Annotated in this window: 15 protein-coding genes; 6 read left to right on the top strand and 9 right to left on the bottom strand. The window is 66.6% G+C overall.

Annotated features, from left to right (window positions below):
* Nucleotide 1: 1 nt before the first annotated feature.
* From ACOOHP_RS15195 to speE, 3 genes are read right to left on the bottom strand one after another with little or no spacing between them, the layout of a single operon-like run.
* The gene (locus ACOOHP_RS15195; protein WP_420467329.1) at nt 2-619 is read right to left on the bottom strand and encodes a D-sedoheptulose-7-phosphate isomerase; all 618 of its coding nucleotides are present in this window, start codon (nt 617-619) and stop codon (nt 2-4) included.
* A 3-nt stretch (nt 620-622) separates the two neighbouring features.
* The gene (locus tag ACOOHP_RS15190; protein WP_420467328.1) at nt 623-1999 is read right to left on the bottom strand and encodes an O-antigen ligase family protein; all 1377 of its coding nucleotides are present in this window, start codon (nt 1997-1999) and stop codon (nt 623-625) included.
* Nucleotides 2000-2056: 57 nt separating this feature from the next.
* Nucleotides 2057-2959 (bottom strand): polyamine aminopropyltransferase, encoded by a 903-nt coding sequence (gene speE, locus ACOOHP_RS15185; protein WP_420467327.1) that lies wholly within the window; start codon nt 2957-2959, stop codon nt 2057-2059.
* Nucleotides 2960-3072: 113 nt separating this feature from the next.
* Between speE and speA the strand changes: the two genes are divergently transcribed.
* Together speA and ACOOHP_RS15175 are read left to right on the top strand one after the other, a co-directional pair.
* Entirely contained in the window at nt 3073-4959 is a 1887-nt protein-coding gene (gene speA, locus ACOOHP_RS15180; protein WP_420467326.1) for a biosynthetic arginine decarboxylase, read from the top strand.
* A gap of 117 nt (nt 4960-5076) precedes the next feature.
* A complete protein-coding gene (locus ACOOHP_RS15175; protein ID WP_420467325.1) occupies nt 5077-6825 on the top strand; it encodes a choice-of-anchor I family protein in 1749 nt (582 codons plus the stop codon).
* A 93-nt stretch (nt 6826-6918) separates the two neighbouring features.
* Here the strand turns inward: ACOOHP_RS15175 and ACOOHP_RS15170 are convergent, their stop codons facing one another.
* The gene (locus tag ACOOHP_RS15170) at nt 6919-7821 is read right to left on the bottom strand and encodes a recombination-associated protein RdgC (protein ID WP_420467324.1); all 903 of its coding nucleotides are present in this window, start codon (nt 7819-7821) and stop codon (nt 6919-6921) included.
* Nucleotides 7822-7882: 61 nt separating this feature from the next.
* On the opposite strand from ACOOHP_RS15170, the gene ACOOHP_RS15165 reads away from it, so the two are divergent.
* On the top strand, nt 7883-8512 hold the full coding sequence (locus ACOOHP_RS15165; RefSeq protein ID WP_420467323.1) for an intradiol ring-cleavage dioxygenase: 630 nt from the start codon (nt 7883-7885) through the stop codon (nt 8510-8512).
* A gap of 98 nt (nt 8513-8610) precedes the next feature.
* Here ACOOHP_RS15165 and ACOOHP_RS15160 read toward each other — a convergent pair whose 3' ends face one another.
* From ACOOHP_RS15160 to ACOOHP_RS15145, 4 genes are all read right to left on the bottom strand, one after another.
* Nucleotides 8611-9633 (bottom strand): NADP-dependent oxidoreductase, encoded by a 1023-nt coding sequence (locus ACOOHP_RS15160; RefSeq protein ID WP_420467322.1) that lies wholly within the window; start codon nt 9631-9633, stop codon nt 8611-8613.
* A gap of 109 nt (nt 9634-9742) precedes the next feature.
* Nucleotides 9743-11923: an acetyl-CoA hydrolase/transferase C-terminal domain-containing protein gene (locus ACOOHP_RS15155; protein WP_420467321.1), complete on the bottom strand. Its 2181-nt coding sequence runs from the start codon at nt 11921-11923 to the stop codon at nt 9743-9745.
* 141 nt (nt 11924-12064) lie between these two features.
* Complete coding sequence (locus ACOOHP_RS15150) at nt 12065-12715, bottom strand: glutathione S-transferase family protein (protein ID WP_420467320.1); 651 nt, start codon at nt 12713-12715, stop codon at nt 12065-12067.
* 89 nt (nt 12716-12804) lie between these two features.
* Nucleotides 12805-13707 carry an alpha/beta fold hydrolase gene (locus ACOOHP_RS15145; protein WP_420467319.1) on the bottom strand — a complete coding sequence of 301 codons (903 nt, stop codon included), beginning with the start codon at nt 13705-13707 and terminating at the stop codon, nt 12805-12807.
* Nucleotides 13708-13885: 178 nt separating this feature from the next.
* Between ACOOHP_RS15145 and ACOOHP_RS15140 the strand changes: the two genes are divergently transcribed.
* From ACOOHP_RS15140 to ACOOHP_RS15130, 3 genes are all read left to right on the top strand, one after another.
* The gene (locus ACOOHP_RS15140) at nt 13886-15979 is read left to right on the top strand and encodes an NAD(P)-binding protein (RefSeq protein ID WP_420467318.1); all 2094 of its coding nucleotides are present in this window, start codon (nt 13886-13888) and stop codon (nt 15977-15979) included.
* A gap of 8 nt (nt 15980-15987) precedes the next feature.
* Entirely contained in the window at nt 15988-18027 is a 2040-nt protein-coding gene (locus tag ACOOHP_RS15135) for an FAD-dependent oxidoreductase (protein WP_420467317.1), read from the top strand.
* A gap of 231 nt (nt 18028-18258) precedes the next feature.
* Entirely contained in the window at nt 18259-19119 is an 861-nt protein-coding gene (locus tag ACOOHP_RS15130) for a hypothetical protein (RefSeq protein WP_420467316.1), read from the top strand.
* A gap of 69 nt (nt 19120-19188) precedes the next feature.
* Here the strand turns inward: ACOOHP_RS15130 and ACOOHP_RS15125 are convergent, their stop codons facing one another.
* Nucleotides 19189-20118 (bottom strand): NTF2 fold immunity protein, encoded by a 930-nt coding sequence (locus ACOOHP_RS15125; RefSeq protein ID WP_420467315.1) that lies wholly within the window; start codon nt 20116-20118, stop codon nt 19189-19191.
* Nucleotides 20119-20156 lie beyond the last annotated feature (38 nt).

Here is a 20156-nt window from a genome sequence, read left to right as displayed (position 1 = left end):
CTCAGGCGTTTCCTGCCCGGGCAGGCGCGTGCGAAGCTCCCCAGATCGCATCCTCCACCAGCCCGCAGATCGCGTGCCCGAGCACGATGTGACTTTCCTGGATGCGCGGCGTGTGCGTGGACGGCACCGCCAGAACGTGATCGCAGACCTCGCGCAGGCGACCGGCACTGCCGCAGAGCGCGACCGTGACGATACCTCCGGCCTTGCAGGCGTCCACCGCGCGCAGCACGTTCTTCGAGTTGCCGGAGGTGGAAATGCCGATGAACACATCGCCGGCACGTCCGTTGGCCTCGACCTGGCGGGCAAAGACGTGGTCATAGCCGTAGTCGTTGCCGATGGCGGTGAGCATCGAAGTGTCGGTATTGAGCGCGATGGAGGCCAGACCCGGCCGGTCGAACTCGAAACGGCTGACAAATTCCGCCGCCAGGTGCTGCGCGTCGGCCGCAGAGCCGCCGTTGCCGGCGAGCATCACCTTGTTGCCGGCACGCAATGCGGCCTCGATCACCTGCGACACGCGCACAACCTGCCCGAGCAGGATTTCATCGGCCAGCACCGCCTGCTTGACGGCGATGGAAGCGCTGATGACCTGTCTGACCGCTGCAATCGACATTGCGCTCATCGGTTACTCGATATTGCGAGGAGATGGCGCAGTATCGGCCACCGCGCGGGCCCCTGCCAGGTGCGCAAATTGCGGGGCGGTTGGCGGCGTGCGCGGCTCCGGTTGGCGGCGACGGCGCAGACCATGTTCGAGCAGCAGGCGCGACACCTCCACCGAGACGTAGGTGCCCACCAGATGCGTGATCGAAATCGGGAAGAACCAGCCGCTCTCGGAGGTATTGGCCAGCACGATGTACGCGAACAGCGGCGCGTGCAGTGCGTACTGACTGCGGCTGATATGGGACAGCCTCCGCAACGCCACGCAATGGAGGATCAGGAACGCGAAGAACAGCGACAGACCGATTAGGCCCAATTCGTTGGCAACGGTGATGTATCCATTGTGGCTGTCGCGTACCGGCCAGCCGACGATGGCGCGCACGCGCATCTCCCCCGCATCCATCTCCCCCCAAAAGCTGGACAGTCCAGTGCCAAGCCAGGGGTGCAGCGCAATCTCCTCCATCAGGGCCTCCCAGATTTGGACACGCCCGGAAAAAGTCATGTCCTTTCCGAAGAAAGCGCCGATGAATCCGAGATAAGGCGTGGCTACCGCCAGATAGGTCGCAGACGGGATCAGCACGATGATCGCGCCAGTGATGGAGCGGCGCAGTAGGGGGCCGACGTTCAACGGCGGGCGCAACAGCGCGACTGTTCCGGCACTGCACAGCACCGCCAGCATCAGCGATGTTGAACTCCGAGACTGCAGCAGTACGAACAGGCTCAGACCCAGGCCCAGCACAGCGATCCACGTCGACACCTTCCGCGCGGCCCAGAGATAAGTCCAAACGATGGTCCCCACCGCACACAGTTGTCCGAGTCCATTCTTCTGTACGGTCACGCCGCGCCAGGAGTTGAGCAGAGACACATCCGTTCCGGAATGGATGCCGCGCTCGGGAAAGACGACTGCGTAGAAAATGGACGCTACGATCAGGACTGTGGCCACTCCCGCCAGACGAAGAGCAAACCGATCCGGCTGCCAGCCGGCCAGAGCAAATGCAGACGCGATGACCGCGACCCCGACAACGGCGATCGCCTGTGTCACGGCATAACCCGGCACTGCTGACCAGGCGGCACTGAACAGTGCCCAGCCGAGCACCAGTAACAGTCCCGGATTGGCGTACCGGAGCAGGACCAGCAGGAGGCGATAGTGCGCGGCGACCACCAATGCCGACATCGCGAGCAATGGCAACCATTGGTCTCGAAAACGCAGATTGATCAGGTCCGAAGCCACAACTGTGAACCCGAACCCGGTCGTCCAAACTGCGGCGGCACTCCAGGCCATGATTCCGGGGCGCGCGCGCGCGCCGTCCGGCACTGTCGCGATCAACCGGGAGTTGTTCTCCATACCGGCGATGTTAGCGTCGCATTCGCCACCTCGCGATTCGCGGCCCAGCGCCGCACATCATCCCGTTCGGCAGGCTGCTCCCTGGTCGGCAGGCTGCCTGGACTGGTCCGAGCCCGGTAGTGCACTCAGCACATAGCCCGGCAGTGCAAACGCTGCCCGGTGGGTGCCGCCGTTGTAGAACCGGGTGTCCATCGCCTGGATGGCCAGGTCATCCAGCCGCTCGGCCAGCGGCACAGCAATCTTGCTGGCAATCGACCCCGACCACCAGCCGGACGGATAGATCACCTGCGGAAAGTGGAACAGATGCGTGCGTGCAAACCCGGCCTCGCGCATCGCGGCGTGCATGTCCCGGATCAGGTCCAGGTGCAGCAGCGGTGACTCGGACTGCTGCACCAGCAGGCCGTCCGGCTTCAGGGCCTTGATGCAATCCAGGTAGAAACGCTTGCCGAACAGGCCCTCGGCCGGCCCCACCGGGTCGGTGGAGTCGATGATGATCACGTCGATGGAGCCCGGCTCGGCGTCCTTCATCCACTGGATGCCGTCGCCGAAGAACAGGGTCGCGCGCGGGTCGGCATTGCGGGTGCACAGCTCGGGGAAATACTGCTCGGCCAGACGCGTCACCCGTTCGTCGATCTCGACCTGGGTGGCCGCTTTGACCTCGGGGTGTTTGAGCACTTCGGAGAGGGTGCCGCAGTCGCCGCCGCCGACGATCACCACGTTCTGCGGATTTGGATGCGAGTTGAGCACCACGTGCGACATCATCTCGTGATAGAGAAAATTGTCGCGGGTGGAGACCATGGTGCAGCCGTCGATGGTCATCAGGTACCCGAAGGTCTCGGTCTGCCAGATCTCGATCTTCTGGTACGGCGTCCGCTCCTCATGCAGCTTGTGGCCCTTGAGCGAGAACGCGGTGCCGGTGGCCTCGACGGCCTCGGAAAACCAGCTCTGATCCAGTGTCATCGTCAACCCCCTACCATCGTCATTGATTTTAGGACGGCGGCATCGCGAATGCCGCCGTCCTAAAATTGGCCGGCGAGTATACGTCTCGCCTCCCAACCTTCGGTGACGCCCTCGTGAATTCCTGGACTCCTGCGCAGGCGCGCAATCTCTACAACATGCCCAACTGGGGCGAGGGCTATTTCGACGTATCCGCCGAAGGTACCGTCACGGTGCGCCCGTTCCGGGATCGCTCGCCGGTGGTCGTCGACCTGCACGCACTGGCGCAGCAATTGCCGCGCGAGGGCCTGGACCTGCCGGTGCTGTTGCGCTTCACCGACATCCTGCGTGATCGGGTCGATGCGCTGGCCGGGGCCTTCGCGGACATCATTGCGGAATATGGCTACGCCGGGCGTTACACGGGCGTGTATCCGATCAAGGTCAACCAGCAGGGCGCGGTGGTGGACGCCATTCTCAGCCACGGCGGCGAGCGGGTGGGCATCGAAGCCGGCTCCAAGCCGGAGCTGGCAGCGGTGCTGGGCCTGGCGCTGCCGGGCAGCGTGATCGTGTGCAACGGTTACAAGGACCGCGCCTACATCCGCCGTGCCCTGATCGGCTCGCTGCTCGGGCACCGCGTGTACATCGTGGTGGAGAAGCTCTCTGAACTGCCGCTGGTGATCGCCGAATCGCGCACGCTCGGCGTGGCCCCGCTGATCGGCCTGCGCGTGCGTCTGGCCAGCCAGTCGGATTCCTCGCAGCAGAACACCGGCGGCGAGAAATCCAAGTTCGGCCTGGCCACGCCGCAGATTCTGGAAGCGCTGGACATGATGCGCGACGCGGGTCATATCGACGCCGTGCGCATGGTGCATTTTCACCTTGGTTCGCAGGTCGCCAATGTGCAGGACGTGGCGCGCGGCATGCGCGAGGCCGCGCGCTTCTACGTCGAGTTGCGTCGGCTCGGCGCGCCGGTGGACGTGCTCGACGTCGGCGGTGGCCTGGGGGTGGACTACGAGGGCACCCGCTCGCGCAGCTACTGCTCCATGAACTACTCTGTGCGCGAATACGCACGCAGCATCGTGCGCACGGTGCAGGAGGTCTGTTCCGAATCCGGCCAGCCTGAGCCCAATCTCATCAGCGAGTCCGGCCGCGCCCTCACCGCGCATCACGCAGTGCTGATCGCCAATGTGGTGGACCACGAGATCATCGGCGCAACCCCGCCGGGCGAATTGCCGCCGGACGCGCCGGCGGTGCTGCAGGAGCTGCGCTCGCTGCTGGCTGAAGTGGCCGAGCGTGGCCCGCTGGAGAGCCTTTTCGAGGCCCGCACCTTGCTGGGCGAGGCGCACGCGCACTACGCCGAAGGCAAGCTGTCGCTGACCGAGCGGGCCTGGGCCGAGCAGGCGCACTACGCGGCCGCGCGCGCGGTGATTCCGCTGCTGGACGCGGATATTCGCGCGCATCGCGAGGCGCTGGACGAACTGCGCGAAAAATTGTCGGCGAAGTACTTCTGCAACTTTTCGGTGTTCCAGTCGGTGCCCGATGCCTGGGCCATCGACCAGGTGTTTCCCATCGTGCCGATCCATCGCTTGAACGAACGCCCCGATCAGCGCACGCGCCTGTGCGATCTCACCTGCGACTCCGACGGCCGGCTCGACGCCTATGTCGATCGCGAAGGCCTGACGCCGACCCTGGCGCTGCACGCGCTACGTGCCGACGAGCCCTATCTGCTCGGCTTTTTCATGGTGGGTGCCTATCAGGAAATCCTCGGCGATATGCACAATCTTTTTGGCGACACCAATGCAGTCAACGTGGTGTTGGATGCGAGCGCACCCGCCGGCTGGCGCTTGCACGAACCCGAGTACGGCGATCGTACCGATGAGCTGCTTCGCTACGTGCATCTGGCACCCGAATCGCTGGCCGAGGCCTACCGGCGCAAGCTCGCTGCCGCCGACATTCGCGCCGATCAACGCGCCGGCCTGCTGGCGGAGCTGGAAGCGGGACTCACCGGTTACACCTATCTGAGTTGAACCGGTTGCGGCGGGCGGGCGCGTCATCGCGTCGTCATCGTCACGTCACGTGAGCGTCACAGCGGCGTCCTACGGTTTGCGATTCGCATTGAATCGAACCGATAGGGAGACACGGGGATGCATCGCAAGACACTCGGCGCGCTGGCGCTGGCTTTAACCACGGTTTTCATGGCGGGCTGCAACGGCGACGATGGCCGTGACGGCGTCGATGGCGCTGACGGCGCGGCGGGACCCGCCGGTCCTGCCGGCCCGGGGGGACCGAGCGGACCCGGCGGTCCCGCGGGCCCCGGCGGTCCGGCCGGCGCCGGTGACGTGTTGCTGGACCTGAGTTTCCTGGGCGCCTACGAAGCCAACGTCTTCGACGACGGCGCCGCCGAAATCGTGGCCTACGACGCCCCGCGCCAGCGCCTGTTCGTGATCAATGCGGCGGCGGCCAGCGTTGACGTGCTGGACATCAGCAATCCTGCGGCGCCGACCCTGATCGACACCATCGACGCTTCCGCCGAAGGCGACAGCGCCAACAGTGTGGCGGTAGCCAACGGCATCGTCGCGGTGGCGATTCAGGCCGACCCCAAGACCGATCCCGGCTCGGTGGTGTTCTACAGCGCCACCAATCTCAACAAGCTCGGCGAGGCGCAGGCCGGCGCGCTGCCCGACATGGTCACCTTCACCCCCGACGGCCTGCGTGTGCTGGTGGCCAACGAGGGCGAGCCCAACGACGATTACAGCGTCGATCCGCCGGGCACGATCAGCATCATCACCGTCAACGGCGGCACCAATCCCACCGCAGTCACCGCCGGCTTCACCGCCTTCAACAGCCAGGCCGCCGCCCTGCGTCAGGCCGGCGTGCGCATCTACGGGCCCAATGCCACTGTCGCGCAGGATTTCGAGCCCGAGTACATCGCGGTATCGCCGGACGGCCAGGAAGCCTTTGCCACCCTGCAGGAAAACAATGCGTTTGCGCGCATCAACCTCAACACCAACCAGGTGACCGAGATTCTGCCGCTGGGCTACAAGGACCACCGCATCCTCGGCAATGAACTCGACGCCAGCGACCGCGACGGCCCGAACATCCGCAACTGGCCGGTGCTGGGCATGTACCTGCCGGATTCGTTGGCCAGCTACCAGTTCAACGGCCGCACCTACTACGTCACTGCCAACGAGGGCGATGCGCGCGAGCACATCGTGGAAGACGACGAAGGCAACGAGACCGAAGTGTTCGTCGAAGAAACCCGTATCGAGGATCTGACCCTGGATCCGGACGCCTTCCCGAATGCTGCCGAGCTGCAGACCGACGCCGCCATCGGCCGCCTCAATGCCACCAACACCCTCGGCGACCTGGACCTGGACGGCGACTTCGACCAGCTCTACGTGCTGGGCGGCCGATCGTTCTCGATCTGGGCCGACGACGGCACCCAGGTGTTCGACAGCGGCGCCGATTTCGAGCGCATCACCGCGATGCGCTACGGCGACAACTTCAACAATGACAACACCGAGAACAGCGGCGATTCGCGCAGCGACAGCAAGGGCCCCGAGCCGGAAGCGGTGACCGTCGCCGAAATCGGCGGGCGCCAGTTCGCGTTCGTCGGGCTCGAGCGCATGGGTGGCATCATGGTCTACGACGTCACCAATCCGCAGAACGCGCGCTTCGTGCAGTACATCAACCGCCGCGATTTCAGTGTTGACATCGAGGCAGAGGCGGAAAACGGTGACTCGGCCGCCGCCGGTGACCTGGGTCCGGAAGGTCTGGTGGTGATTCCGGCCGACCAGAGCCCGATTCCGGGCGTGCCCCTGCTCGCGGTCGGCAACGAGATCAGCGGCACCACCTCGCTGTACCGCATCGACGTGGTCACGCTGGACGACTGAGTTTCCCCGGTCGGTGAGCGACGGGGTTCGCAGGATGGTCCTCGAACCCCGTCGCCGTCAGGACAACTCGCCGCCGCGACCGCGACAGCGTCGTTAGCGCGACACCGGTCCTCCCAACGCCTGCGTCAGCGCGGCGAGCAGCTCGCCCAGTTCGGCGCACATCAGACGGAAATCCGCGTCGAAATTCTCATCGGCGTTGCCACGGCCGTCATGCTCGGCGCGATCCTGTTCGATCATCTCGAACCGCACCCGCCGCACCACGCCGGGTTCCGCCAGCACCAGACGCAGGCGGTCCTTCCACACCAGCCCCAGCTGCGTCACCGACTTGCCGTCCTTGACGTGGCGGCGCACGTCGTCGCCCTCCAGACCGTGCCGGGCGAAGCGCACCGCGGCCGGATCGTCGCCGCCGCTCTTCATCACGCAGTCCTGATCGAGCGCGAAGTCGCCCGGCGCGCGACCGGCCGACAGCCACTGCGTCATCGCCACCACCGGCGACTGCACGGTGTCGAGCGGGAAGAACGGACATTCGCCCAGCGTGTCCCGAAGCTGCGACAGCACCTCGTCGCCGCGCTTGGGACTGGAACTATCCACCACCAGCCAGCCGGCGACCGGATCGATCCATACGCGCGTCATGCGCCGACGTGCGAACGCTCGCGGCAGCAGTTCGGCTTCGATCTGCTCACGCAGTTCGCGCAACTGCTTCTTGCCCGGTTTGAAGCCCATCCGCGCTTCGATCTGCGCAGCCTTGTCCTTGACCGCATCCTTGACCACCGAGGCCGGCAGCAACTTGGTCTCGGTGCCCAGCGCGAACAGCATCTGCCGCTCCTGACCGTAGACCAACTGCGCGTTGTCGCGCGGCGACACCCAGCCACGGCTTTCGGCCGCAAGCCCGGTGCAGGCCAGCAGCGGACGTTCGGCCAGACGGGCTTCCAGCGCGCCGGGCGCCAGATTCCAGCTTCCTTCCAGTCGATAGGGCAACAGATTTCTGAACCACATCGGGGCCGTCCGGTCGTAAAAGGGCGGCGATCATAGCCGCCATGGCCGCATCGGGGGACCCTTGATCAACCATCGTCGTCGCGGCCTGCTCCAGGCAGCCGCCAGCAGTCTGGCCCTGGGCGTGCTGCCGGCCCGGGCTGCGCTGGCGCCTACACCGCGGCAAACGGTGGGGCCGTTCTACCCGCAGCAACTACCGCTGGATCATGACAACGATCTGGTGCGCATCCACGGTCGCGCCAACGCCGCGCTGGGCGAGGTTTCGCACCTGAGCGGCCGCGTACTCGACATGCAGGGTCAGCCACTGGCGCACACGCGCGTCGAAATCTGGCAGTGCGATGCGCAAGGGTTTTATCACCATGCCGACGACCGCGGTCGCGCCGCGCCTGATGGCGGCTTTCAGGGTTTCGGCCAGACCTTGACCGACGTGCAGGGCCGCTACCGGTTCCGCACCATCAAGCCGGTGCCGTACCCAGGCCGCACCCCGCACATCCACGCGCAGGTGGTTCCGGCTTCCGGTCGGCCGTTCGCCACCCAGATCTACATCCGCGGCCATGCGGCCAACGAGAAGGATTTTCTGTTCAGCCGCCTCGACGTGGCGGAACGCAAGCGCGTCGAGGCCGCGTTCGAACGCTGGGACGGTGATGATGCAATTTGGACGGCGCGCTTTGATCTGGTGGTGCCGGGCACCTGAACTGCCACCACCGCCGCGCAGTAGCAAGCTGATCGACGCAGATTCGCCGACCCGACTGATATCCGCGTGATCCGCGTCCTCGCTTTTTCGCAGCGCCCTCAGTCCGCCACCTTGACCACCGTCTTGCCCAGATTCTTGCCTTCGAACATCGCCTGCAGCGCCGCCGGTGCGTTCTCCAGGCCCTCGAAGACATGCTCCAGCGGCTTGACCTCACCGCTGTCCAGCCAGCCCAGCATGTCGCGCTTGAAATCCGAGTAACGCGCTTTCATGTGATCGAACACCACCAGGCCCAGCACCTGCAGGCGCTTGAGATTGATCTCGTTGAGCAACACCATGGTACGGTCCGGGCCATCGGGCAGGGAGTTGGCGGTATACATCGTCATCAGCCCCGCCACCACCATGCGCGCGCGCAGCCTCAACAACGGCAGCGCCGCGTCGTAAACGCGCCCGCCGACGGTTTCGATGTAGACGTCGATGCCCTGCGGACAGGCCTTCTTGAGTTCCGCCGGCAGCGCGCTGCGCAGATGCCGGTCCAGGCACATCTCGTAGCCGAAGTTCTCGGTCGCCAGCCGGCATTTTTCGGCGCTGCCGGCGACACCGACCGCGCGGACTCCCTTGATCCGCGCGATCTGGCCCACCATCTGGCCCATGCCGCCCGAAGCCGCACCGGTCACCACGGTCTGCCCGGGCTGAGCATCTCCCAGGTGGGTCAAGGCCAGGTACGCACCGAATCCCGAGTAGCCCAGCGCGCCCAGCGCATGCGAAGCCTGTTTGAGTTCGGCCGGCAGCTTGCGCACGTGATTGCTGTCCGACAGGGCGCGTTCCTGCCACGCCCACAGGCCGGTCACCCGATCGCCGACCTGCAGCTCCGGATTGCGCGAAGCCTCGACCACCCCGACCGCAGGCCCTTCCATGGCATCGCCAAGTTGCACCGGCGCCTGCCCGCTGGCGCGTTTGACCTTGCCCAGCAGATAAGGCTCGATACCCAGCCATTGAGTGCGGATCAGGACCTGGCCCTCGGCCGGCTCGGGAATCTCCGAGCTGCCCAGCTTGAAGCAATTGGTCGTGGGGAAGGTATAGCGGGGACGCTCAGCCAGAACGATACGTCGATTGCCAGCCATGGACCGGTCTCCTTATTCGATTCTGGACGCCCCTGGCGGACGTCGGTGTCAGCCTGCGATCACGGCCCGACTATACGCCCGCAAGAGGATTTGACCAGCCATCGGCGGGCTATTCGCCGCGCCCCACCGCATGCAGGGCATCGATCAACAGCGCGCGCGATACGCGCTGCTCCAGGCCACTGGCGCGATCCAGTTGCACCCGCTGCAGGTCGGCGCCCACTGCCGTCGAGACCGCACGCGGACGCAGGCCGCTGAGCAGCAGCTTCCATCTGGGCGTGGTCGCGGCCTGACGTCGCACTTTCTGCAAAGCCTGCGCCAGGCGCCATTCCTGGTCGGTGAAGTCGCTGCCAAAAGGGAAGGTCGGCAGATGGCCCTGCACGCGGGCCGCGGCCAGGCGCTGCTCCAGCCGATCCGGCGTGTTGTGCCGATGCGCTTCGGGAATCACGTAGCCGGCTTCGATGCGACCGGCGGCCTGCAGTTGGTGCAGCAGCGCGGGCTGAAAACGCGAGTCGCAGACATTCAACATGCGCTTGGCGATGCTGCTGTCGGTCTGCGCACGCAGGTCGGCGATGCCGTATTCGGTGATCAGGATGTCGCGCAGATGCCGCGGAATGGTGCAATGCGCGTAATCCATGACCACGTTGCTGCTGGGCTCGCCCTTGCCCTCCGGATTGCGCACCGCGCGCACCATCAGAATGGAGCGACCGGTGGCCAGTTGATGCGCCTGCGCCACAAAGTTGTACTGGCCGCCCACGCCCGACACCACGCGGCCATCGGCCAATCCGTCGGACACCACCGCGCCGTTGATGGTGGCCATCATGCCGCTGTTGATGAAGCGCGCGTGCACACGCTGGGCCTGATACAGACGCGGGTTGAGATCGAGCTGATTGACCTTGTTGACGCCGGTCATGCAGATGCGGTCGCGCTGCTCCGGGTCCATCTCGCGCAGACCCTGGTAGAAGTCGCGCGGCCCAAGAAAAAACCCTGCGTGCAGCACGGTGCCCTTGCGCAACTGCGTCCCCATGCCGCTGCGTGCGATGGCGGCCCGAGTGCGCGGCTCGGCGAGGTTGGCGATCACCCGGCTGCCATCGGCAAATTGCAGGTAGCCTTGGTCGTAACGCACGTCGTCGCGAAACAGGCCGTGCTTCTGCAGTGCTGCGAAGTCGTGTCCGCGTAGCGCGCGCACGCCGTGTTCGTCAAGGTGATCGAGCACCTCCGGGCTGAGCTGGCCGGGATCGCACAGGCCTTGATTGACCAGTTGCTGCAAGGCCCAGAAATCGTAGACGCCGCGCTTGAGCACACCGGCACCCATCAACTGCAGAAAGCCGTCGACGAACATCTCGGTGGCGCCGTACAGGCCCTGCTCGAAGGACGCGGTAGCGCCGAAGTCGGCGATCAGCCTGGCATGGTTGTCCATGACACCCAGCGCATCCAGGGCCTCGACATAGGCACTGTTGTTCTGCTGGCGCAGCACCAGCGCGTGGGCGACCGCATCGCCCAGACTGCCGATGCCGATCTGCAGAGTGCCGCCGTCGGGGATCAAGGCGGAGGCGTACAGGCCGATGGCGTGGTCGGCCGACGCCACCGGCGTGCGCGGCGTGGAGAACAACGCGCCGTGGGTACGTGCGTCATCCAGGATGAAGTCGAAGGTTTCGACCCCCACCTCCGCATCGTTGACCATGAACGGCAACGCGGGATCAATCACCCCCACCACCGCCACGCGGCGCTCGCGGCGCGCTTCGGCGGCGCGCAGGAGGGCGATCAGTTCCGGTGCGGTATCGGGATTGCAGCTGAGGCTGTAACGGGTGCCCTGCGCGCCCTCGCAGGCGGCGATGGACTGCAGCACCACGTTGCAGCCTTGGGCAAACACGTCGCGCGCAGCGAAGGTGTAGTTGGTGCAGATGTAATCACGCTGGGCGGCGGCGTTGGACAGGCGGCTCCCGGGACGAAAGAAGAATTCCACGACGCGCACGTTGGCGGGCAACTGGCCGGCCGTGACGTCACGCGCGTAATCCAGGTCCTGCACGCCTTCGAACACACGGTCGAGAAAGGGCTGCAAGAAGGCCGCTTCCAGCGCCGAGCCCGGCACCGGCTTTTCCAGGGTCAGCGCCGTCAGCAGGGTCAGGCGCAGACGCGAATCCGAGCGCACGCGGGCGTATAGCGCGTTGACCAGCGCCACCGGCTTGCCCAGACCCAGCGGCAGCGCCACGCGCAGGTCCGGACCGTAGCGCTCGATCAGCAGATCGGCGCAGGCCTCGACGTCGGAGAGATGCCGCGGATTGGGAATCATGGACAGGTGGATAGCGCCAAAGCGTCCAGTTTGCCCGGCCGCGCCGTGTTCGTGTCGTACCGGCGGCCTGGCGCGCCCAATAAAAAACCCTCCTCCGGGAACGGAGGAGGGCTCTTGAACCCGCGAGCTTTCAGACGCGGATCAGCCGCGCATGCCGACCTGCTCCCAGGCCGGGTGCAGACTGCCCTTGGCGCTGGGACGGGCTTCGACGCGCTTGAACCAGGCGTCCAGATTGGTCAGCGAGGTGTCGCGCGGCTGGCCGACGCCGTTGGCGAAGTCCAGGCAGCAGTACAGGATGATGTCGGCCAGACGCAACTGGTTGCCGCAGATGTAGTCACGGCCGCCGATCAGGCCGTCCAGCCACTTGAGATTGTGCTTGGCGATGGCCTTGAGCCCCGGTGCGGCTTCGGGCACGCAGTGCACGCGGGTCTTGAACAGTTCCAGGCCCTCGGCGAAGCGGAAGCCGTTGTAGGTGGCCTCGGTGATGTTCAGTTCCACGCGACGCTGCCACATGCGCGAAATGGCCTTTTCTTCAGCGTTGTTGCCGACCAGCGAATTGCCGGGGTTGATCTCGTCCAGGTATTCGCAGATGGCCACGGTCTCGCCGATGACGGTGCCGTTGTCCAGTTCCAGCGCCGGCGACTGGCCGGCAGGGTTCTTCGCCTTGAAGTCGGCCGCGCGATTTTCGCCGCCCAGCAGGTCCATTTCCTGGGTGGGAATGTCGATGCCCTTTTCCAGCATGAACATGCGCACCATGCGCGGGTTGGGTCCAAACGAGCTCAGCAGTTTCATGTAGCGTTTCTCCTCGGTGCATTGTTGCAAGCAGATGATCCGCGCGGCAGACGTGGATCGGGGGACCCCAATACTCCCCCGAACCCGGCTCAGGCCGCCATAAGGAAACGCCCTAGTTCCGCCACGAAGCGGCGCGGCTGCTCGAACGGAACGGCGTGGCCGCAGTTGTCGATCGGCAGCACCCTGGCGTGCGGCACCAGCTCGCGCAGCGCCAGTTGCCCGGCAGCCGGATACATGGTGGATTGCAGGCCTACCAGCGCAGTCACCGGCACTTTCATCTCCGGCAGCGAGGCGCGCCAGTCGTAGCCGTCGCGTGCGTAGCTGCGCACGCAGTCCAGGTAGATCGACCAGTTATCCACCCGAGCAATGCGCCGGATCAGCAACTCGTGTTGCGCCAGGCCGGCGAGGTGCTGCCAGTGCTTGCGGTGGAAGGCATGTCGATAGAACGTGGCCAGATGCGCCCACATCCGCCTTCGCAGGGCGCGGGGCAGAGCGCGATAGGGCTCGCCGCGATACGGCTCCAACTGGTCGGCCAGGGCCAGCATGTCGAGCAGACCCTGCGCCTGCTCGGCGCCGAGCAGGCCGTGGGTCCAGTCCGGCCCGTTGAGCACGCAGGGGGACTGGTCGATGTGCAGGTAGGCGCGTACGCGATCAAAGCCGTGCCGTCGATGAAACTGCATGGACGTACACGCACCCATCGACAGTCCGCCCAGATGAACGCGGTGAAGATCCAAGGCCTGCAGCAGATCAGCGAGGTCGTCGGCGTGCTGGTCCAGCAGTACGTTCTGCGACAGGCGCAGACGATGCGAGCGACCAAAGCCGCGCAGGTCCGGCAGGATGAAGCGATAGCGCGCCAGCAGCGGCGCCACAAACGGCAGCCAGGCCGCGCCGGTCATCGCAAAGCCGTGCAGCAGCACGCACGGCGGTGCGCGGCGGCGGCCCAGATCGTAGTAATGCAGCGGTGCGCCGTCGCGCATCGTGGCGTAAGGCATGTCAGCGTCTCCCCAGGGACGCGCGAAGCTTGGCGGGAATCCGGATTGTTGCAAGCCACGTATCGCCGCCCGCAGTCCGATTGTGCGCCTGCCGTTGCCACGGCTATGGTCGTGTCGCGTGCCGCGCCACCGCGCCCGGCACATCGAACAAGGACATCGCGTTCGGCTTGGGGGCCACATGACGCAGAAACCTCGCATGGTCATTCTCGGGGGCGGGGTGGGTGCACTGACCGCCGCCTGGCACCTGACCGCTTCGCCCGACTGGCAGGAACGCTACGAGGTCGTGGTCTACCAGATGGGCTGGCGCCTGGGCGGCAAGGGCGCCAGCAGCCGCAATGCAGAACACGGCGCGCGCATCGAAGAGCACGGCCTGCACGTGTGGTTCGGCTTCTACGAAAACGCCTTCGCCCTGATGCGCGCGTGCTACGCCGACCCGCTACTGCCGCCGGCGTCGCTGTACCGCTTCGAGCACGCGTTCCGCGGCCAGGACTTCCTGTGCATGATGGAACAGCGCCAGCAACAGTGGTCGGTCTGGCCGCTGACCATGCCGCAGCGCAACGGCGAGCCCGGCACGCCGCGTAGCGAACCCGGCGTCTGGAGCACGCTGTGGGAACTGGCCGCGTTCCTGCGCGAGCACTTGCGCGAACACCTGGCGGCGCTCCCCGCCCACCAGCATCCGCAGACCCACCTGATTCCGCCGCAGACCGCCGCGACACAAGCTGGCACCGCGACCGCATCGCCGCTGGAACGGGCGCACGACCTGCTGCAGCAGTTGGCGCAAGGCCTCAAGCACGAGACGCCGCACGACACCTGGATCGAAACCTGGATGCGCGAACTGCGGGACTGGGCGCGCAGCCGCTGGGAACACCTGATGGACCACGAGCCACGCCTGCGTCGCGCGCTCGAGGTGGTCGAGCTGGGCAGCACGGTGCTGATCGGCATCGTCGCCGACGATCTGATCAAGCGCGGACTGTCGGCCATCGACGATCTCGAGTTCCAGCAATGGCTCAACCGCCACGGCGCCCGCGACTTCTCCCTGCGCTCGGCACCGCTGCGCGCGCTGTACGACTGCTGTTTCGCCTTCGAAGACGGCGACATCGACAAGCCCAACTTCGCCGCTGGCGCCGCGCTCGGCTGTGCGCTGCGCATCGGCCTGTGCTATCGCGGCCACGTGCTCTACGAGATGTGCGCGGGCATGGGCGATGTGGTGATCGCACCGCTATACCAGGTGCTCGAATCGCGCGGCGTGCAGTTCGAATTTTTCCAGAAGGTGAAGTCGCTGGAGCTGAGCGAGGATCGCCGTCGCATCGCGCGCATCCACTTCGGTCGTCAGGCCACGGTGCGCGAGGGCCGCTACCAGCCGCTGCAGAACCTGCCCGGCATCGCCCAGCCGGTGTGGCCGGAACATCCCCTGTACGACCAGTTGCTGGAGGGCGACGCGCTGCGCGACGGCGACATCAATCTGGAATCGCACTGGGCACAGTGGCCGGAGCCTGAGACGTGGTCGCTGCAGCTTGAATCCGAAGATCGCGTGGTGCTCGGCATCTCGCTGGGCGCGCTGGCGCCGATCTGCGCCGAGCTGGCCGCGGCCCGTCCCGAGTGGCGGCAACTGCTGGCCGAGCTGCCCAGCATGCAGACTCAGGCAATGCAGCTGTGGCTCACCGAAGACCTCCAGGGCCTGGGCTGGCGCCTGCCGCTGCCGGCGATGGTCGCGGCGCCGGAGCCCTTCGACGTCTGGGCCGACATGAGCCATCTGCTGGCACAGGAAAACTGGCCGCAGCACAACGCGCCGCGCGGCCTGCACTATTTCTGCGGCCCCTTGCGCGGCGACTATCTGCGCGATGCGCCCGACGATCCGACCGTGCCTGCGCGCGCCGCCGCCCAGGTCCGCGCGGAGACCCGCGACTGGCTCGACCGCTACACACGCTGGCTGTGGCCGGCATCGCAGTCGGAACACGACGGCGGCGGCTTCGACTGGAGCCTGCTCTACGGCGACGGCGGCGCCCGCGGCGAAACGCGCCTGGACAGCCAGTACCTGCGCGCCAACATCGATCCCAGCGAGCGTTACGTGCTGTCGCCGGCCGGCGCCAATCTGCGGCGCCTGGCGAGCGATGCCAGCGGCTTCGACAACCTGGTGCTGGCCGGCGACTGGGGCCGCACCGCCATCAATGCCGGCTGCGTGGAGGCCGCGGTGATGTCGGGCATGGCGGCCAGCCGTGCGCTGTGCGGCCAGCCGCAAGGCATCGTCGGCGAACATTTCCTGAAGGCTTGAAGACCGCTATGAGCGAAGCGAATCCTGTGCGGCGAGTGGCCATCCTCGGCGGCGGTTGCGGCGCGCTGTCGGCAGCGTGGTGGCTCACCGCCACGCCGGCGTTGCGCGCGCGACACCAGGTCACCGTCTACTGCCAGGGCTGGCGGCTGGGCGGCAAGGGCGCCAGCGGCCGCGACGCCGACCAGCACGAGCGCATTGTCGAACACGGCCTGCACATGATGATGGGCTTCTACGAGGTGGTGTTCCGCACCTTGCGCGACTGCTACGCCGAGCTGGCGCCGGGACCGGACCAGGCCTTCCGTAGCTGGACCGACGCCTTCGAGCCGCAACGCCAGGTGACGCTGTGGCTGCGCCCGCCGCAGGACGATGTGCCGGGACCCTGGCAGCCCTGGAACCTGCAGTTTCCGCAACTGCCCGGCACGCCGGGCGACGGCCCGCTGCCGCTGCGGGCCGATGCGGAGTTCCAGCACAAGGCCCTGGCCGGCGTGCTCGATCACCTGCTGCGGCATACCTTGGTGCAAGCCGAGCAACACATCTCGCAAGGTCCGCTCGGCGAGACCTTGATGCGCCTGCGCGAGGCCCTGAGCGCCGCCGTCGAGCGCCTCGCCGATGCGGCCGAGGCCGGTGCGCGCGATGCCCTGGTGCTGCTGCTGGAAGGCGCGCAGGCGCTGTTCGTCAAATGGATCGCGCCGCATCTGCGCGTGGCGATGTCGTCGCTGGGCTACAAGCTGTGGCTGGTGATCGACCTGGCCCTGGCCGGCAGCATCGGGTTGCTGCGCGAGGTGCTGCCGCACGGCGCAAACGGCTGGTCGCGCATCGACGATCGCGACTTCAAGGACTGGCTGGTCGAACACGGCGCCAGTGCCGAGGCTGCGCAGTCGCCGGTCATCCTGTGCCTGTACGACCTGGCGTTCGCGTATCCCGGCGGCGCGTCGAACGATCCGGCGCAGGGCCGCGCTGCCGCGGGCGCGATGCTGCACCTGCTGCTGCGCATGAGCCTGGGGTATCGCGATGCACCGCTGTGGAAGATGCGTGCCGGCATGGGCGATGCCATCTTCACGCCGCTGTACCGCGTGCTCGAAGCGCGTGGCGTGCGGTTCGAATTCTTCTCACGGGTCGAAGCGCTGCGCCTGTCGTCCGACCGTCAGCAGATCGAGCGCATCGAGCTGGCACAACAGGCGCGCGTGCTGCGTGGCCCTTACCAGCCTCTGCGCGATGTGCGTTTCGCCGACGGCCGGTCATGGCCGTGCTGGCCGGACCAGCCCCGCTGGGAGCAACTGGAAGATGGCGCCGCGCTGCGCGACGCCGGCACCGATTTCGAAGACCCCTGGACCCCGACGCGGGTAGCCGAGCGCTGCCTGAAGCTGGGTGAGCACTTCGACGGCGTGGTGCTGGCGATTCCGCCCGATGCGGCCGCGCCGCTGACCGCGGACCTGCGCACCCACGCCGGCTGGGCCGCCATGCTCGATCACGCCGCCTCGGTGCCCACGGTGTCGTGCCAGCTGTGGCTGCGCCCCACCCTCGAACAGCTGGGCTGGACCCACGGCCAGACCGTGGCCACCTGCTACGTCTCCGCGCTGCAATCCTGGGCGTCGATGGACCAGGTGCTGCCGGCCGAGAACTGGCCCGCACCGGGCGCGCCGCAGTCCTGCGCCTATTTCTGCGGCAGCTTCGAGGCCGATCGCGCGCCGCCGCCCGGCACCGACGCGCCGACTTATCTGCCCAGCCAGAACCGGCTTGCCGAAGACCTGTCGCGGACCTGGCTGGCGCAGCATCTCGGCCCGATGTGGCCGCAGGCGGTCGACGCCAACGGTGGCCTGGATCACTCGCTGGTGGTCTCGGCCTATTTCCGGGCCAATGTGCAATGGTCGGAGCGCTACGTGCTGAGCCTGCCGGGCAGCCTGTCGTATCGCCTGGACCCGGCCGACAGCGGCTTTGCCAACCTGTACCTGGCCGGTGACTGGACCGTGACGTCGATCAACGGCGGCTGCGCCGAGGCTGCGTTCGAGTCCGGACTGCGGGCGGCGTTGGGGATACGCGGGGAGTAGCTCGTCGCATCGGATTCCGCGTTCGCCGGGGGAAATCACTGGCGTCGCGGCATGAGTCGGCGCGACCGTGCGGCATTTCACGGATGCATGGCCGCACTCCCCAATTCATGTGAAGCGCGTGCCGGATGGCCGCTGGTAGCGTTCCACTGGTGCAAACGACGACCGTCACCAACCTCGGCCCGCCCGGAATCGCGACGGTCCGCGGCCCCGCCTCCGCCACCAAGGACACTCATGAGCAAGATTGCGGCAATCTACATGCTGACCAATGCCAGCGGCCGTGGGCCCGGACACAGCGCGATCGCGTTCGGCGCCAAGGTCTACTCGTTCGAGCCGGCGGCGCCGGGCAGCATGGACGATCTGTTTGGCGATTCATGGAAGATCTTCGACACACGCAAGTACGTGCTGGAGATCAACCCGTCCCGTCCCGCCCTGGTGCAGGAACTCAGCGGCGCGGTGGGCCTGCGCCCGCTGGGGGCCTACCTGATGAAATCGATACAGGACAGCCAGCTCTATGCGAGAAGGGGCGTCTGCAGCGATCAGGCGGCGGCAGCGATCAGCGCGGGAACCGAGGGTGCCTGGGCACCGCGCAAAGGCCTGGTTACCACGCCCAAGGCGCTTTACGACCAGTTGATCTGGGCCGGTCTGGTGACGCGGACCTACTACTACTGGCCGCTGGCGCCCAAGGCGGCTCCCGCGCCGGATTCGGCGGACGCTCGAATCCTGAATCGACTGCGGCTGGAACACGCCGGCGTGCCGCAAGCGCCGATGAACACCGGAATTCTGAGCTGGGGCAACGCGCCCTTGCCGACCCCGACGCCGGCACCCGCCCCGCCCGCAACCCCTGCCAACGACTACCAGGCGGACTACCCGGTCAACAAGGCCGGCATCATGCTGTCGAACGTTTCCAACGAGCGCTACCAGACCTTCGAGTACTGGCCGCTGATCTATGACGACAATCGAGCCCTGCTTCCGAATGGCCCGAACAAGGTGCCGTTGAACATCAAGCTCAAGATTCGCAAGCCCGAGAAGTTCACTGCTGCGGAACTTGCGCACGCCAGGAAGCACTGGAAAAACTGGCAGACCTATCGTTGACCGCAGGTTTGCATCGGCAGGCGGTGCGCGGCTCTCGCTGCACGGAGCCAGCATCCGGAGCCTGAATGGTTACGGCTCCGACTCACCCGCCGACAGCCGCAGCACCCGCCCGCTGTCGGCGTCGAACACCGCGATCATGCCTTGGCCGAGTTCGCGCGCCAGCCCGCCGCCCATGACGATCCAGTGGCGGTTTCGTCGATAGGCGCGATACGGCGCCTGCGCGCGCACCGCGTCGGCGCCGTATTGCTGCGCCCACAGTTCGCGCGCATGGGCCATCGCGGCCTTGCCGCCTTCAATTGCACCAACGGGCGCAATGCCGTCCACCGCTTCGTGGGCGCCGATGCCGTCCAGGTAGCGTTCCACCCAGGGCTGCCATTGCGCCTGATCCACTGGCGCCGGAGTGGGGCGATCAAGCAGATCGCTCTGCTTTTTCAGGTGCAGGTCGTAAGGCGGCGGATACGAGGCCGGCAACGGCACCGCCCGGTCGCCGAGCAGATCGTTGAGGGTCTGGCGAACCGCCTTGGCGACGTCGATGGGCGAGGGCGGATTGGGCGGACGCGTGTAGACGATGCGCTGCCCGGCGTCGATCACCACCAGCCAGGGCGTGCGCGTGATGCCGTAGGTGTTGCGCAGCGCATCGCCTTCCAGCAGCAGCGGAAAGCTCAGGCCGCGTTCCTGCATCGCCTGCAGCGGATCGCCGCGTTCGAGGATGTTGATGGTCCAGAGCTTGACGCCGCGCTCGCGATAATCCTCCCAGATGTCCTGCACGTAGGGCTGCAGCGCGCGGCTGTAGGGACACCACGAAGGCCAGAACAGCAGCACCGCGGGCTGGCCGGCAGCGTCCTGCGGAAAACGCACGGTCTGCCCTTCCGGCGTGCGCAGTTCCCAGGCCGGTGCGACCGCAGCGCGCTCGGTCGGCGCGTCGATCTCGGCGCCGACCAGCCCCGTTGAACAAACCAGGATCAGGCCGGCGATGATCCGGGCGAGGAATGCCTGCATCGAGATGACTCGTTGTGTCCGCAAGACGCGGACGGCAA

Origin of the sequence: Panacagrimonas sp. (assembly GCF_965216805.1) — a bacterium.
Classification (GTDB): domain Bacteria; phylum Pseudomonadota; class Gammaproteobacteria; order Nevskiales; family Nevskiaceae; genus Panacagrimonas.
This window is presented reverse-complemented; position numbering and strand designations above follow the sequence as displayed.